14 protein-coding genes are annotated in these 13,366 nt (G+C 63.6%); 4 read left to right on the top strand and 10 right to left on the bottom strand.

Going from position 1 to position 13,366, the window contains the following annotated elements; genetic code table 11:
• Positions 1–4: 4 nt before the first annotated feature.
• The 6 genes from QCE73_RS17840 to QCE73_RS17815 all read right to left on the bottom strand — a co-directional run bounded on the left by QCE73_RS17840 (position 5) and on the right by QCE73_RS17815 (position 6,358).
• A complete protein-coding gene (locus QCE73_RS17840; RefSeq protein WP_187606671.1) occupies positions 5–1,069 on the bottom strand; it encodes a tartrate dehydrogenase in 1,065 nt (354 codons plus the stop codon).
• A 95-nt stretch (positions 1,070–1,164) separates the two neighbouring features.
• Entirely contained in the window at positions 1,165–1,662 is a 498-nt protein-coding gene (locus QCE73_RS17835; RefSeq protein WP_187606672.1) for an Lrp/AsnC family transcriptional regulator, read from the bottom strand.
• Positions 1,663–1,705: 43 nt separating this feature from the next.
• Entirely contained in the window at positions 1,706–3,115 is a 1,410-nt protein-coding gene (locus QCE73_RS17830) for an aspartate aminotransferase family protein (protein ID WP_309882702.1), read from the bottom strand.
• A 163-nt stretch (positions 3,116–3,278) separates the two neighbouring features.
• A complete protein-coding gene (locus QCE73_RS17825; RefSeq protein ID WP_309882701.1) occupies positions 3,279–4,205 on the bottom strand; it encodes a glyoxylate/hydroxypyruvate reductase A in 927 nt (308 codons plus the stop codon).
• A 5-nt stretch (positions 4,206–4,210) separates the two neighbouring features.
• Entirely contained in the window at positions 4,211–5,083 is an 873-nt protein-coding gene (locus QCE73_RS17820; RefSeq protein ID WP_309882700.1) for a GNAT family N-acetyltransferase, read from the bottom strand.
• Positions 5,084–5,158: 75 nt separating this feature from the next.
• Positions 5,159–6,358, bottom strand: a complete 1,200-nt coding sequence (locus QCE73_RS17815) for a YbfB/YjiJ family MFS transporter (RefSeq protein WP_309882699.1) — start codon at positions 6,356–6,358, stop codon at positions 5,159–5,161.
• 96 nt (positions 6,359–6,454) lie between these two features.
• Between QCE73_RS17815 and QCE73_RS17810 the strand changes: the two genes are divergently transcribed.
• Together QCE73_RS17810 and QCE73_RS17805 are read left to right on the top strand one after the other, a co-directional pair.
• Positions 6,455–7,330, top strand: a complete 876-nt coding sequence (locus QCE73_RS17810; protein ID WP_309882697.1) for a LysR family transcriptional regulator — start codon at positions 6,455–6,457, stop codon at positions 7,328–7,330.
• 50 nt (positions 7,331–7,380) lie between these two features.
• Positions 7,381–7,713: a cupin domain-containing protein gene (locus tag QCE73_RS17805; protein WP_035503820.1), complete on the top strand. Its 333-nt coding sequence runs from the start codon at positions 7,381–7,383 to the stop codon at positions 7,711–7,713.
• 27 nt (positions 7,714–7,740) lie between these two features.
• Here the strand turns inward: QCE73_RS17805 and QCE73_RS17800 are convergent, their stop codons facing one another.
• Together QCE73_RS17800 and QCE73_RS17795 are read right to left on the bottom strand one after the other, a co-directional pair.
• Positions 7,741–7,980 carry a hypothetical protein gene (locus QCE73_RS17800; protein ID WP_309882696.1) on the bottom strand — a complete coding sequence of 80 codons (240 nt, stop codon included), beginning with the start codon at positions 7,978–7,980 and terminating at the stop codon, positions 7,741–7,743.
• 200 nt (positions 7,981–8,180) lie between these two features.
• Positions 8,181–8,564, bottom strand: a complete 384-nt coding sequence (locus QCE73_RS17795; RefSeq protein WP_309882694.1) for a nuclear transport factor 2 family protein — start codon at positions 8,562–8,564, stop codon at positions 8,181–8,183.
• 180 nt (positions 8,565–8,744) lie between these two features.
• Between QCE73_RS17795 and QCE73_RS17790 the strand changes: the two genes are divergently transcribed.
• The gene (locus tag QCE73_RS17790; protein ID WP_309882693.1) at positions 8,745–9,551 is read left to right on the top strand and encodes an NAD(P)-binding domain-containing protein; all 807 of its coding nucleotides are present in this window, start codon (positions 8,745–8,747) and stop codon (positions 9,549–9,551) included.
• Here the strand turns inward: QCE73_RS17790 and QCE73_RS17785 are convergent.
• Complete coding sequence (locus QCE73_RS17785; protein WP_309882692.1) at positions 9,515–10,144, bottom strand: TetR/AcrR family transcriptional regulator; 630 nt, start codon at positions 10,142–10,144, stop codon at positions 9,515–9,517. The two genes, QCE73_RS17790 and QCE73_RS17785, sit on opposite strands and share 37 nt — an antisense overlap.
• A 128-nt stretch (positions 10,145–10,272) precedes the next feature.
• On the opposite strand from QCE73_RS17785, the gene QCE73_RS17780 reads away from it, so the two are divergent.
• Complete coding sequence (locus QCE73_RS17780) at positions 10,273–12,309, top strand: NADH:flavin oxidoreductase (RefSeq protein ID WP_309882691.1); 2,037 nt, start codon at positions 10,273–10,275, stop codon at positions 12,307–12,309.
• A 3-nt stretch (positions 12,310–12,312) separates the two neighbouring features.
• Here the strand turns inward: QCE73_RS17780 and QCE73_RS17775 are convergent, their stop codons facing one another.
• A complete protein-coding gene (locus QCE73_RS17775) occupies positions 12,313–13,359 on the bottom strand; it encodes an ABC transporter substrate-binding protein (protein ID WP_309882690.1) in 1,047 nt (348 codons plus the stop codon).
• Positions 13,360–13,366: the final 7 nt, after the last annotated feature.

Raw genomic sequence — 13,366 nt, 5'->3', positions numbered from 1 at the left:
ATGTTCAGCCGAGCAGGCGCGCAATGGCCGTGCCGACTTCCGTCGTGTTCGCGCGGCCGCCCAGATCGCCGGTATGCGGGCCTTGCTTCAGCACGGTTTCGATGGCGGAGAGCATCGCGTCGTGCGCGTCGCGTTCGCCGAGGAATTCGAGCATCATTGCCGCCGACCAGATCATCGCGACCGGATTGGCGATGTTCTTGCCCGCGATATCCGGCGCGGAGCCATGCACCGGCTCGAACAGCGAAGGGAAGTTGCGCTCCGGATTCATGTTGGCCGAAGGCGCAATGCCGATCGTGCCCGTGCATGCCGGGCCGAGGTCCGAAAGAATGTCGCCGAAGAGGTTCGTCGCGACGACCACATCGAAGCGATCCGGGCTCAGGACGAAGCGCGCGCACAGAATGTCGATGTGCTGCTTGTCCCATTTGATCTCGGGATACTGCGCGGCGATTTCGGCGGCGCGCGAATCCCACCACGGCATGCTGATCGAAATGCCGTTGCTCTTGGTGGCGACCGTCAGTTTCTTCTCGCGCTTTTGCGCGAGATCGAACGCGAACTTCAATACGCGTTCCGCGCCCTTTCTCGTGAAGATCGATGTCTGCGAGACGAACTCGCGTTCCGTGCCTTCGAACATCGTGCCGCCGACGGACGAATACTCGCCCTCGGTGTTTTCGCGCACGATCATGAAGTCGATGTCGCCCGCCTTGCGGTTCGCGAGCGGCGAGGGCACGCCGTCGAAAAGACGCGCGGGACGCAGGTTGATGTACTGATCGAACTCGCGGCGAAACTTGAGAAGCGAACCCCACAGCGAGATGTGATCCGGCACGGTGTCAGGCCAGCCGACCGCGCCGAACAGAATCGCATCGGCGTCTTGCAGTTGCGCCTTCCAGTCGTCGGGCATCATCTGGCCGTGCTGCGCGTAGTAATCGCAACTCGCCCACTCGATATGCCGGTACTCCAGTTCGATATTGAAGCGCTTGCTCACGGCATCGAGCGCGCGCAATGCTTCGGGCATCACTTCCTTGCCGATGCCGTCGCCCGGAATCACGGCAATACGATATTTGCTGGACATGTGCTACTCCGCGTGAAGATGATCGACGATAAAAAGCACGCACGTGCAAAACGCGCGTGCGTGCATTCGTTCATGAGAAGAATGAGGCGCGCGCCTCAGTGATGATGCTGCGAGAAGAGCGTTTCGAGCGGATAGTGCGTTTTCACGAACGCCGTCTTGATGATGACATAGCTGAAGTACTTTTCGATGCCGATGCCACGCTCCAGCAGCCCTTCCACAATGCTCTGGTAATGGCTCACGCTGCGCGTGACGAACTTGAGCAGATAGTCGTAGCCGCCGCTCGCGAGATGACATTCGACGATCTCGTCGACATCCTTCACGGCATTCACGAAGTTGATGAAGTCTTCGCGGCGATGATCCGCGAGCGTGACTTCGGTGAAGACCACCTGCACGTCGCCGAGCTTCTCTAATTGAATCTGCGCACCGTAGCCGACGATGAAGCCCGCCTTCTCCAGCCGCTTCACACGAATCAGGCAAGGGCTGGGCGACAGACCGACCGCATCGGCGAGCTCCACGTTCGTGATGCGCCCGCGCTTCTGCAATTGCGAGAGGATACGCAGATCGATTCGGTCCAGCTTGCTGTCGGTGCTCATCGCGGCGGGTTCGGTCTCGCATGTCGGCGGTCGGTCGATGTTATCACGCAGCCGCGCGGGAGCTGAAGCCCGATCCGCCCTTCAGGGCGTCGCGTACTTCGCTCTGCGCGAGCACGTCGTCGAGCGTTTTCGTGAGGCGCTCGAACAGCATGTCGAAGTTCGCCTGCGTGTAGCACAGCGCCGGCGCGAAGCCGAGAATGTTGTCGCCGAACGCGCGAAACACGAGGCCGTTGCCATACGCGGCGGCGGCGATGCGGTCCGGCAGCTTGAGCGATGCATCGAAGCCGCGCTTGCTTTGCTTGTCGGCGACGAGTTCGAGCGCGCCGAGCAAACCGCGATGACGCGAATCGCCGACGAGCGGATGTTCGAGCAATGCGTCGAGCCCTTGCGCGAAACGCGGCGCCTGCGCCTGGCCGTTCGCGAGCAGGCCGCCTTCATGATAGAGCCGCATCACTTCGAGTCCGATGGCCGCGCTCACCGGATGCGCCGAATACGTGTGGCCATGACCGATGACCGCGGACGCATCGGCGCCATCGGCGATGCCGCGATAGACCGCATCGGACATCAGGACCGCGCCCATCGGCGCATAGCCTGCGGTCAAGCCTTTCGCGACCGTCATCAGGTCCGGCTCGACGCCTTCGCCTTCGCACGCGAAGAGCGGACCCGTGCGGCCGAAACCGGTGATCACTTCATCGGCGACGAAGAGGATATCGAGCTTGCGGCAGGCATCGCGCATCGCTTTCAGCCAGCCCGACGGCGGCACGATCACGCCGCCCGAACCTTGAATCGGCTCGCAGAAGAAGGCGGCGACGTTGTCCGCGCCGAGCTCCGCGACCTTCGCTTCGAGCGCCTGCACCGATGCCGCGGTGAGCGCGGCATCGTCGGCGTAATCGTTGCGATATGCATACGGCGAAGGAATGTGATGCTGCGTCGCGAGCGGCAGATCGAAGTTGCGATGGAACGCGGGCAAGGCGGTCAGTCCCGCGCCGATCGACGACGAACCGTGATAACCGCGTTGCAGCGCGATGCAATGCTTCTTCGACGGACGGCCCGTCGCGTTGTAGTAGTGCGTGATGAAGCGCAGCGCCGAATCGACGGCGTCCGAGCCGCCGAGCGTGAAGTACACGTGTTGCAGCGACGCGGGCGCGAGCTCGACGAGCTTCGCGGCCAGTTCGATCGCGGGTTCGGAGCCGAAGTGGAAATAGCTCGTGGCGTAGGGCAGTTTCGTCATCTGCTTCGCGGCGGCCTCGACGATGCTCGCGTGCCCATAACCCGTGTTCACGCACCACAGGCCGGAGAACGCGTCGAGCAACTGTTTGCCTTCGATATCGCGCAGGAACACGCCATCGGCGGAATCGAGCACGGTGACGCCGCGTGCCTCATGCGCGCGATAGCTGACGACGGGATGAATCAGATGTTGACGGTCGGACTCGACAAGCGACTTGATCGGCATGATGCGGCTCTCTCTTCGCGAAGGGGCGGAATGGCTCTTGACCGTTTCATACTATCGGCAGAGCGGTATCGCGCGCATCGCCAAAAAAATCGCCAAAAAGTGAATTCGCGGTTTTTTTCGGGGGGCGCGCAGCATTTTGTGCTGCGCGCTCCGGAGGACGGGTTCAGTAGCCGCGCGTGCGGTCGATTGCGCCGATCATGCGCTCTCCCGCGCGATGGCGGCGCAGGTTCTCCAGCACCACATCGACGGCGGTTTCCGGCCGCGTCGCGCTCGCGATATGCGGCGTCAGGCGCACGCGCGGATGCGTCCAGAACGGATGCGTCGGCGGTAAAGGCTCGGGATCGGTGACGTCGAGGATCGCGGCATGGAGATGGCCGCTGTCGAGCGCGTCGAGAAGGTCCTGCTGAATCACTTGCGGGCCGCGCCCCACGTTGATGAACGATGCGCCTTTGGGCAGCGTCTCGAACACGTGTTTGCCGATGAGGCCGCGCGTCGCGTCCGTGAGCGGCAGCAGGCACACGAGGATATCGGTGCGGGCGAGGAACGTATCGAGCGATCCGACGCCCGCATGACATTCGACGCCTTCGATCTCGTGCGGCGAACGGCTCCAGCCGGCGCAATCGAAGCCGAAGAGATGCAGCATTTTCAGCACCGCCGTGCCGAGCATGCCGAGCCCGAGCACGCCGACGCGCCGCGTCGAGGCGGCGCGCACGGGCATCTCGCGCCAGATGCGCTCGCGTTGCTGCGCGGCGTAATCGAAGAGATCGCGATGAATGGTGAGCACCGCCTGCGTCACGTATTCGACCATGCCTTCGACGATGCCCGGCTCGGTCATCCGCACGACCTCGACATGCGGCGGCACGCCCGACAGATCGAACTGATCGATGCCCGCGCCCACGGAGAAGATCACCTCGAGATTGGGGAATGTCTGCATGACGTCGGCGGGCGGCTGCCATGCGGCGAGATAGCGAACGGCGGCGGGATCGCCGATGTCGGGCCACACGCGGAACGTCACGTCCGGCGCTTTTTGCGCGAAGTGCTGCGCCCATTGCCGGCCGCGTTCGGGATCGGCTTTATAGAGGATCGTCATGCGTATCAGCCCAGCGCCTGATTGATGATCGCGAATTGCGCGACGGATGCATCGTGCGGCGGCGTGCCGTTGCGCGCCATCTTGATGACCGTATCCACACGCTTGAGCCCGATGCCTTCGAGCCAGTCCGACAGACCGCTTTCATCCGGCGTATCGATGCGCGTGAACGTGCCTTCGCGCGACGCGAGCGTATGCGCGATGAGCGCTTGCGCACGGCGCTGGTGCTGCCGATCGGCGTTGACGGCAACCACCGGTCCGATCGCGTGACCGCGCCCGAACTCGCGGATGAGCGAGAAGCCGAGCACTTCGCCATCGCGTTCGAGCACGACGCCGCGCGCGACGTTCAACAGCGCGGGCAGCAGCGCGCTTCGGTCGAGTCCGTTTGCGCGTGAAGCGAGATCGATGAGCGCTTGCGTATCGCCCGGTTCGATTGCGCGCAGCCGTTCGCCTTGCGTCAATTCGATTGCGGGTACAGCGAAATCGGCGGATTGATGCTGATGGATCGCGCCGATGCGTTTGAACCCGAGCTTCGCGTAAAGCGGCTCGCCCGCGGGCGTCGCGTGCAGCACGGTGATGCGCTTGCCGAGCGCTTCGAGCAGCAGTTCCATCAGCTTGCGGCCGATGCCTTTGCCCTGACAGTCGGGCGCGACGATCACCATGCCGAGCGATCCGCCGTCGTCGCCGTATGTCCAGAAGAGCGCGGTGCCGACCACGCGTTCGCCGTCCTGCGCGATGAAACCCGCGCCGGCGTCGAGCACGAAGCGCCAGTCATCGGCGCGATGCGGCCATTTGACTTCGACCGAGAGCGCATGCGCCGCGGCGATGTCATTGGCGGTGAAGGGGCGATAGAGAAGTGCGGATGTTTCGGCGGCGGACACGGCATGCTCCACATGAGAGGATGCCCGCCACTTTGACACGCGGCTCCGGCGCGCGGATAGGACGATCCTGTTGCGTCAGGCGCTCGTTGCGCGCCCGCGCATCCCGAGCCATGCGAGTCCGGCCGCGCCGAGTCCCAGCGCCGCCACCGCGATCCATAACGCGATGGAAAACGAGCCGGTGTGCGCGGCGATCGGTGCCGCGACGAGCGGCCCGGCGATCTGTCCCACTCCGTACGCGGCGGTCGCGTATCCCATCAGGCCGGCGGCGGCTTCACCGCGCAATCGGCGCGCCTCGCGCATCGCGAACAAGGTGATCGCGGTGAACGGCAAGCCCAGCAGCGCGCTGCCGATACCGAAGCCGAGCGCGCTCGGAAACACGATGCCCAGCAAGATGCCGAGCGCCTGGATCACATAGCACGCCGCCGACAAGAACCGGTTGTCCCACGACAGCGGCAGCCGCGCGGCGATCAGCGCACCTGCGATCAGCGCCAGTCCGAATGCCGGCCAGAACAGGTCGGGCCACGGCGAGCCCGGCAACGCCTGTCGCGCGATGACGGGAAGAAACGTCGCGGTGATGATGTAGCCGAAGCCCGCGAGACTGTAGAGGCCGACGAGCCCGATCGAATCGACGCGCGCCGCTGCGGGCGCTGCGCGCTCGGGCACGTGTGCGCGGCCACGCGTCGATGGCGTCTGATGGGCGAGCGTCTTCCACACGATGGCGCCCGCCACGCCCGACGCGATCGCGAATCCGATCCATACCGAAGGCGCTGGCACGCCGAGCGCCGCGGCCGCCGCGCCGAGCAAACCGGTCGCGACGATGCCGACGCCCGGCCCCGCGTAGATCACGCCGCCGAGGCCGTGCGCGTCGAGTTCGGCGAGCCGCCGCAAGCCCCATTGCGATGCGAACACGAAGGCCCACGCGCTGACGACGCCCGCCGCGAAGCGTATCGCGGCCCACAGCCAGAAGAGATGGACGACGCCCATCGCGAGCGTCAGCACGATCGTCCACGCGAGCGCGAGGCGCACCATGCGCGCGTGATCGATGCGGATCGCCGCGCACGACAACGCGCCGATCAAGTAGCCCGCGTAATTCGCCGATGCGAGCCAGCCGCCGTGGCGGATATCGAGCGCGCCGCTTTTCAGCATCAGGGGAAGCAGCGGCGTGAAGGCGAATCGTCCGACGCCGAGCGCCACCGCGAGCACGACGGCGCACGCCAGCGCGGCATTTCGCGCGTGATGGGCGGGCAGCGACGAAGCTTGTGCGGGCGAGGCCATGAGTCGATCAGCGTAGCGGTAATGAACGCATCCTAGCTTGACCGATGCATCTTGAAAAATGAATAATCGAGATGCAATGAATCTTCTGGGAAGATCATGGATCTGTCGGCATTGACCATTTTTCGGGCTGTCGTGCGCGAGAACGGCGTGACGCGCGCGGCGGCGAAACTCAATCGCGTGCAGTCGAACGTGACGACGCGCATCCGTCAGCTTGAAGAGACGCTCGGCACGGACCTTTTCATTCGCGATGGCCGTCGGCTCGTGCTGACGCCGGCCGGCGAGACCTTGCTGCCCTACGCGGAACGGCTGCTCGCGCTCGCCGAGGAAGCGCGTCACGCGGTCAGCGAGAATCGTCCGCAGGGGCGTCTGCGGCTCGGGACGATGGAAAGCACGGCCGCGAGCCGCCTGCCACGCGTGCTCGCGACCTACCATCAGTGCTGGCCGCAGGTGACGCTCGAACTGGCGACGGGCGTGACACGCGCGCTCATCGAAAGCGTGCGGACGTTCGAAGTGGACGCGGCGGTGATGGCGCGTCCGATCGAGCCCGACACGCTTCCCGCCGAGCAGTTCGAATTCGTGCCGGTGTTCGAGGAAGAGCTGGCGCTGGTCACGCCGCGCGGACAGCATCCGGCGACGACGGCGCGCGACGCCGCAGGGCTGACGCTGGTGGCGTTCGAGCGCGGCTGCGCTTATCGCTCATACGCGATGCGCTGGTACGAGCAGCAGGGCATCCGACCGGCGCGGGTGCTGGAGCTGGGTTCCTATCACGCGATCGTCGCGTGCGTGGCGGCGGGGGCGGGCGTCGCGGTGGCGCCGCGTTCGGTGCTCGAACTCGCGCGGCTGGATGGCGAAGTGGATCTGCATCCGATGGGCGAACTCGGCCGCGTCGATACGCTGCTCGTGTGGCGCAAAGGGCACTTCTCGGCGGCGCTCAACGCGATGCGCGATTTGCTGGTGAGCGGGTCGAGTTGAGTTCGCACATAATCGATATCAACGATTCGAACCTGACGCGAGGCCGATCCATGCAACTGCAAACGGGTAACCTGTTCGGCGTCGAAGCAAAGCGCGGCGTCGAAGAGCGGATCGACATGCTCGTCACGGGGCAACGCCTGAACGTGGAGCGGATCGTGTCGATGGGCCACGCGAGTCCGGAAGGCTTCTGGTACGACGACTCGCGCGCCGAATGGGTCGTGCTGCTGTCGGGCGCGGCCACGCTCGAATTCGAAGAGAACTCGACGCGGCACGACATGCGTCCGGGCGACTACGTGCTGATCGAGCCGCATTGCCGGCATCGCGTCGCGTGGACGGATGCCGGCGAGCAGACCGTCTGGCTCGCGATCTATTTCGAACGATGAAGGCGCGTCGAGCAGCACGCGACCCGCTCAAAGCAGACGAGGGTCCTGCGTCGCAGGTTGCGGCGCGATCTGCAACGGCACCGGGATGTGCAACTCCTTAAGGAGCGCGGCAGCGCCGGGCCACGACGCCGGCAGCGTCGGCAATCCGGGAAGCGCGTTGCCGCCGCCGGGCAGGGTCACATGCGCGATGCCGCCGCGAACGGCGGACATCGCATCGCGATCGATGGTATCGGCGCGGGGCAGATCGGTGATGGTCAGAGTGGTCATGGCTGGTCTCCTGGCAAAAGTGAAGTGAATGACGACATGCAAATCGCCACTCATTCATTTGCACGCGCCATGCCAACGAGTGCGAAAGTCCCTGCCTATAAGCGTCGAGCGAAGTTATGCGAGCGCGCACGCGCGTCACGCGACGGATCGTGAGCGACAGTTCGATTGCCCGATGTCGGCGAAAGACAGACATTCGCCCGTCAGTTCATGTGCTGGACCCACTGACTTCGCCAGGCCGGCGCTTCGAATGGACTCGAAAAGTATTGGGTTTCGTGAATCACCTTGCCGTCGCGGAATTCCATGATGCTGACCGTAAAGGCCGCCTGTGCCTGATACGAGATCATGTATTCCGTGATCCAGAGATTGCCTTCTCCCTGAATCCGTTTGACATCGAAACCGGATGGCTTGTCCGGATGATGTCCCCGCAATGCCTGCAAGTTCGTCCGTCCGCGTATGCGTTCGCCTGATTGGGGATAATCGCAGATGGCATCGTCATCGTAGATGTCGTGCTCGGCGTCGAGATCGCCGTTCGCCGACGCGAGCCAGTGCGCATTCAGCGCTTCTCGAATCTGTTCTTCACTCATGGAGTGACTCCGTATTTCTTCACGACGCATTCGCGAACATCCGATACCCGAACCAGTCTATGCGCCGATTCGAGCACGTGCAACGCAAGCGGCCCGATGTTCTCGAATGCGGATATAGTGCCTCGTGATGCGCGAATGTTCAGTTTGGCAAATCAAGCTCAGCGAGGAGTAACGAAGCTCATGATCAAGCTCGGGGTGCTCGGCGTCGGCGATCTGACCGAGAAGATGATTCGCGGATTACATCGCAGCGGCAGCGACGCGACGTTTCTTCTTTCGCCCAGAAGCCGCGCAAGGGCGGAGAGTCTCGTGAAAGATATCGGCTGCACGTTGATGCGCGATAACCAGGAAGTCGCGGATGCCGCGGATGTCGTCCTCATCGGCGTTCGTCCGGGACAACTCGGCGAGCTTGCGCAGGAAGTCAGCCTTAAGCCCGGCATTCCGCTCATTTCCGTTGTCAGTGGCGTGCCGGCCGGCGATTTGCAGCGCATGTTCGGCGCAAGGGAATGCACGCGCGCCATGTTGTCTCTCGCTGCCGAGATCAACCGCTCGACGGTCGCGGTCTATCCCGCCGATTCAGCGATGGCGCCGTTGCTCACCGCGCTGGGCAATGCGGTGCTGCTCGCAACGGAACGCGAATTCGAGCTCGCCACCGTCGGCGCGTGCATGAACGGATGGTTTTATTTCCTGCTTCACGACCTCCAGCAATGGTTCGTTCAGAAGGGCTTCGCACCCGACGACGCAAGACAGCTCGTGCTCAGCGGCGTCGAAGACTGCGTGGCTTACTCGCGATATAAAGCTTCGTCGGGCATCGGCGAAATCGGTTCATCCATCGCGACGGCGGGCACCTATACGGCACAAGGTCTGGATGTGCTGGACAGGCTCGGTGGCAACGCGGCGTGGAAAGCCGCATGCGAGCACGTGTTCGAGCAACTGACCGCGAAGGAACACGATCATTCAGACTCGAACTCGAAGTCGCGCCGCGAGTAGAAGCGCTGGAGTTCGTGCTTCTTCGGCCTCACGCCCGTAAAGACTTCGACGTACTCCGGAATGCGCATCATGCGGACGGACATGTCTTCGTGAGGCTTCGTCGACACATAGCCGGCCTGCGTGAAATACGCGACGCGCGCGCGGACATCGGCGGCGCGCGGCTCATAGTCGAATCGCTCGAATAGCGCAGTCAGCGCCTCGATGCGCTGCGCGTCGTCCTGAGCCATGTGCTCCGCGATGTCCGGCGATTGCTGCGCCCAGTTGCGGATCGCGGCCTCGAAGCGCGAGTCGAAAATCGTGTCGTCGAACCAGCAGTCGAACACGTTCAGCATCGCTTCGCACACGCTGTCCGCATACGCTTCCGTACGCTCGATCCAGTTGCCCGTGTTCTTCTGTTTCCATCGGTCGAGCAGCGCGGCGAGCAATTCTTCTCGATCCTTGAAGAACCAGTAGAAACTCGTCCGCGACAGATTCAGCTTTTTTGCGAGCGGAAGAATGCGGACCGCCTCGACCCCACCTTCCAGAAAGCCTTCGTACGCCGCATCCAGCCACATGTCGGCGGAGCCGCGCACCACATCGAGCGTCTCGTCCATGTCGTTATTTCCCCCGCTTTGACAACTCTAATGTACACCATTGTCTCCCTACTTGACACGTGTGTACAGAGGTTCTACTCTTGATTCACAACAGGCGTTTCGTCCCCACTCGCTTCGATGAGGCATCCATGTCCACGGACCCGCTGCTCCAGCCGTACACGCTGAAACACCTCACTTTTCGCAACCGGATCATGACGACGTCGCATGAACCGGCGTACGCCGAGGACGGGATGCCGAAGGCGAGCTATCGCGCGTATCACGTCGAACGGGCCAAGGCGGGCCTCGCTTTGACGATGACGGCCGGTTCCGCGGCGGTTTCGAAGGACAGTCCGCCGGTCTTCAACAATATCCTCGCGTACAAGGATGAAGTCGTGCCGTGGATGAAGGATCTCGTCGACGAGTGCCACGAGCACGGCGCGAAAGTGATGATCCAGTTGACGCATCTCGGCCGCCGCACGCGCTGGGACAAGGGCGACTGGCTGCCCGCCGTTTCGCCGTCGCACAACCGCGAACCCTCGCACCGCGCCTTTCCGAAGAAGCTGGAGGACTGGGATATCGAGCGCATCGTCCGCGACTTCGCCGATGCGGCGGAGCGCATGAAGGCCGCCGGGCTCGACGGGCTGGAAATCGAATCGTACGGTCACTTGATGGACCAGTTCTGGTCGCCGCTGACGAATACGCTCGAAGGTCCGTATGGCGGCTCGCTGGAAAACCGCATGCGCTTCACGTTCGACGTGATGCGCGCGATGCGCGAGCGCGTCGGCGAGCGCTTTCTTCTCGGCATCCGCTATACGGCCGACGAAATGCTGGCGGGCGGCATCACGAAGGAAGAGGGCATCGAGATTTCGAAGCGCCTGAAAAACAGCGGTCTCGTCGATTTTCTGAACGTGGTTCGCGGCCATCTCGATACCGACGCCGGACTCACCGACGTCATCCCCATCATGGGAATGAAGAGCGCACCGCACCTCGATTTCGCGGGTGAAATCCGGCAGGCGACGGACTTCCCCACGTTCCATGCGGCGCGCATACAGGACGTCGCGACGGCGCGCCATGCGATCGAGTCGGGCAAGATCGATATGGTCGGCATGACGCGCGCGCATATGACCGACCCGCATATCGTGCGCAAGATCATCGAGCGCAGGGAGGACGATATCCGGCCTTGCGTGGGCGCGAATTACTGCCTCGATCGCATCTATCAGGGCGGCATGGCGCTGTGCATCCACAACGCCGCGACGGGCCGCGAACTGGAGATGCCGCACACGATCAAGCCGGCCGCGACGAAGCGCAGGATCGTCATCGTGGGCGCGGGGCCCGCGGGTCTCGAAGCGGCGCGCGTCGCGGGCGAGCGTGGGCACGATGTCGTCGTGCTGGAAGCGATGAACGATCCCGGCGGCCAGATTCGCCTGACCGCGCAGAACGTTCGCCGCAAGGAGATGATGGGCATCGTCGACTGGCGCATGGCGCAGTGCGAAAGGCTCGGCGTGCGGTTCAGGTTCAACACGTGGGCCGACAACGACACGGTGCTGGCGGAGAATCCGGATGTGGTGATCGTCGCGACCGGCGGCATGCCGCACACGGAGGTCTGCACGGAAGGCAACGAACATGTCGTTTCTTCGTGGGACATCATTTCCGGCGATGTGAAGCCCGGCGCGAACGTGCTGATCTTCGACGATGCCGGCGATCACGCCGCGCTTCAGGCAGCCGAAACGATCGCGCAGGCCGGCGGCAAGGTGGAGGTGATGACGCCCGACCGCTCGTTCTCGCCCGAAGTCATGAGCATGAACCTCGTACCCTACATGCGCTCGCTGCAGAAGCTCGCGACCACATTCACGGTGACGTTCCGCCTCGAATCCGTACGCCGCGAAGGCGGCGAACTGGTGGCGACGATCGGCAGCGACTACGGCGGCGTGAAGAAGGAGCAGCGCCACGATCAGATCGTCGTCAATCACGGCACGATTCCGATGGACGAACTGTACTTCGAGCTTAAGCCTTTGTCGTCGAACCTCGGCGCGATCGATTACGACAAGCTCATCGACGGCAAGCCGCAAGTCGCCGAACGGAACCCGGAAGGGCGCTTCCAGCTCTTCAGGATCGGCGATGCGGTGGCGGCGCGCAATACGCACGCCGCCATCTACGATGCGCTTCGTCTCGTGAAGGACCTGTAAGCGTTACTTCTCGATCTGCTGATTCCAGCGCTGATCCCACTGGGCGCGATTCGCGTTGATCGTGTCCCAGTCCACCACGGTCACTTTCTTCACGAGCGCGTTCAGGTCGCCGAGATTCTTCTCCATCTCCGGCGTCATCTTCGCCTGCGTGTTGGTGGGAATCTGCTTGCCGGCTTCGGCGGCCTTCGTTTGCGCGGGCGCGGACAGGAGGAATTGCGCGAGCTTTTGCGCGAGCGCCGGATCGGGATTGTTCTTCACGACGCACACATCGACGAGCAGCAGCACCGCGCCTTCCTTCGGCGCGACATACGCGACCGGCAGACCCTTGTCCTTCAGATCGCCGATGGCGGTCGGCGTGAGCGGAAAGAGGCCGGCTTCGCCCGTCGTGATCATCTCCGAGAGCTTCGCCGAGTTCGGAATGTACTCGACGACATTCGGGCCGACCGTCGTCGCCCATTTGGAAAAGCCCGGCTCGACGTTCTTCTCGCTGCCGCCGAGGATGCGGTTGATCGCGAGGAAACCATGCAGGCCGAAGGTGCTGCTCGACGCCGACTGGAACACCACCTTGCCCTTGTACCTCGGATCGGCGAAGTCCATCCACGAGGTCGGCGGCGCCCAGCCCTTTTCCTTGAAGAGCTTCGTGTTGTAGCCGATGCCGGTCATGCCGAGCTGCACGCCCGCGCCCATGTCGTCCTTCAGGCGCGCGAACGGGTAGAGCTCCTTGAGCACGGGCGCGTCGTCGAGCTTCTGGCATACGCCCATGCTGACGGCACGCGCCATCACGCCGTCATCGAGGAACGCGACGTGAATCTGCGGACTGTTGCGGTTCGCGAGCAGCTTCGCGAGGACGTCGGAGGACGTGCCCGGCACCACGACGACCTTCACGTTGTTGGCTTTCTCGAACTCGGGCAGGACCTGGCTGGTGTAGGCCTTTTCCATCGGCCCGCCGTTCATGCCGATATAGATCGTCTTGCTCTGCGACCAGGCGGACGATGTGACACCGAGCGCGACGAGCGCGGCGAGCGAAACGAGTGTGCGGGGCAGCTTCATCGTGAGT

It is taken from the genome of Caballeronia sp. LZ029 (genome assembly GCF_031451275.1).
Taxonomy (GTDB): domain Bacteria; phylum Pseudomonadota; class Gammaproteobacteria; order Burkholderiales; family Burkholderiaceae; genus Caballeronia; species Caballeronia jiangsuensis.
The sequence above is the reverse complement of the archived record's forward strand: the minus strand, read 5'-3'. Positions and strand labels throughout refer to the sequence as shown.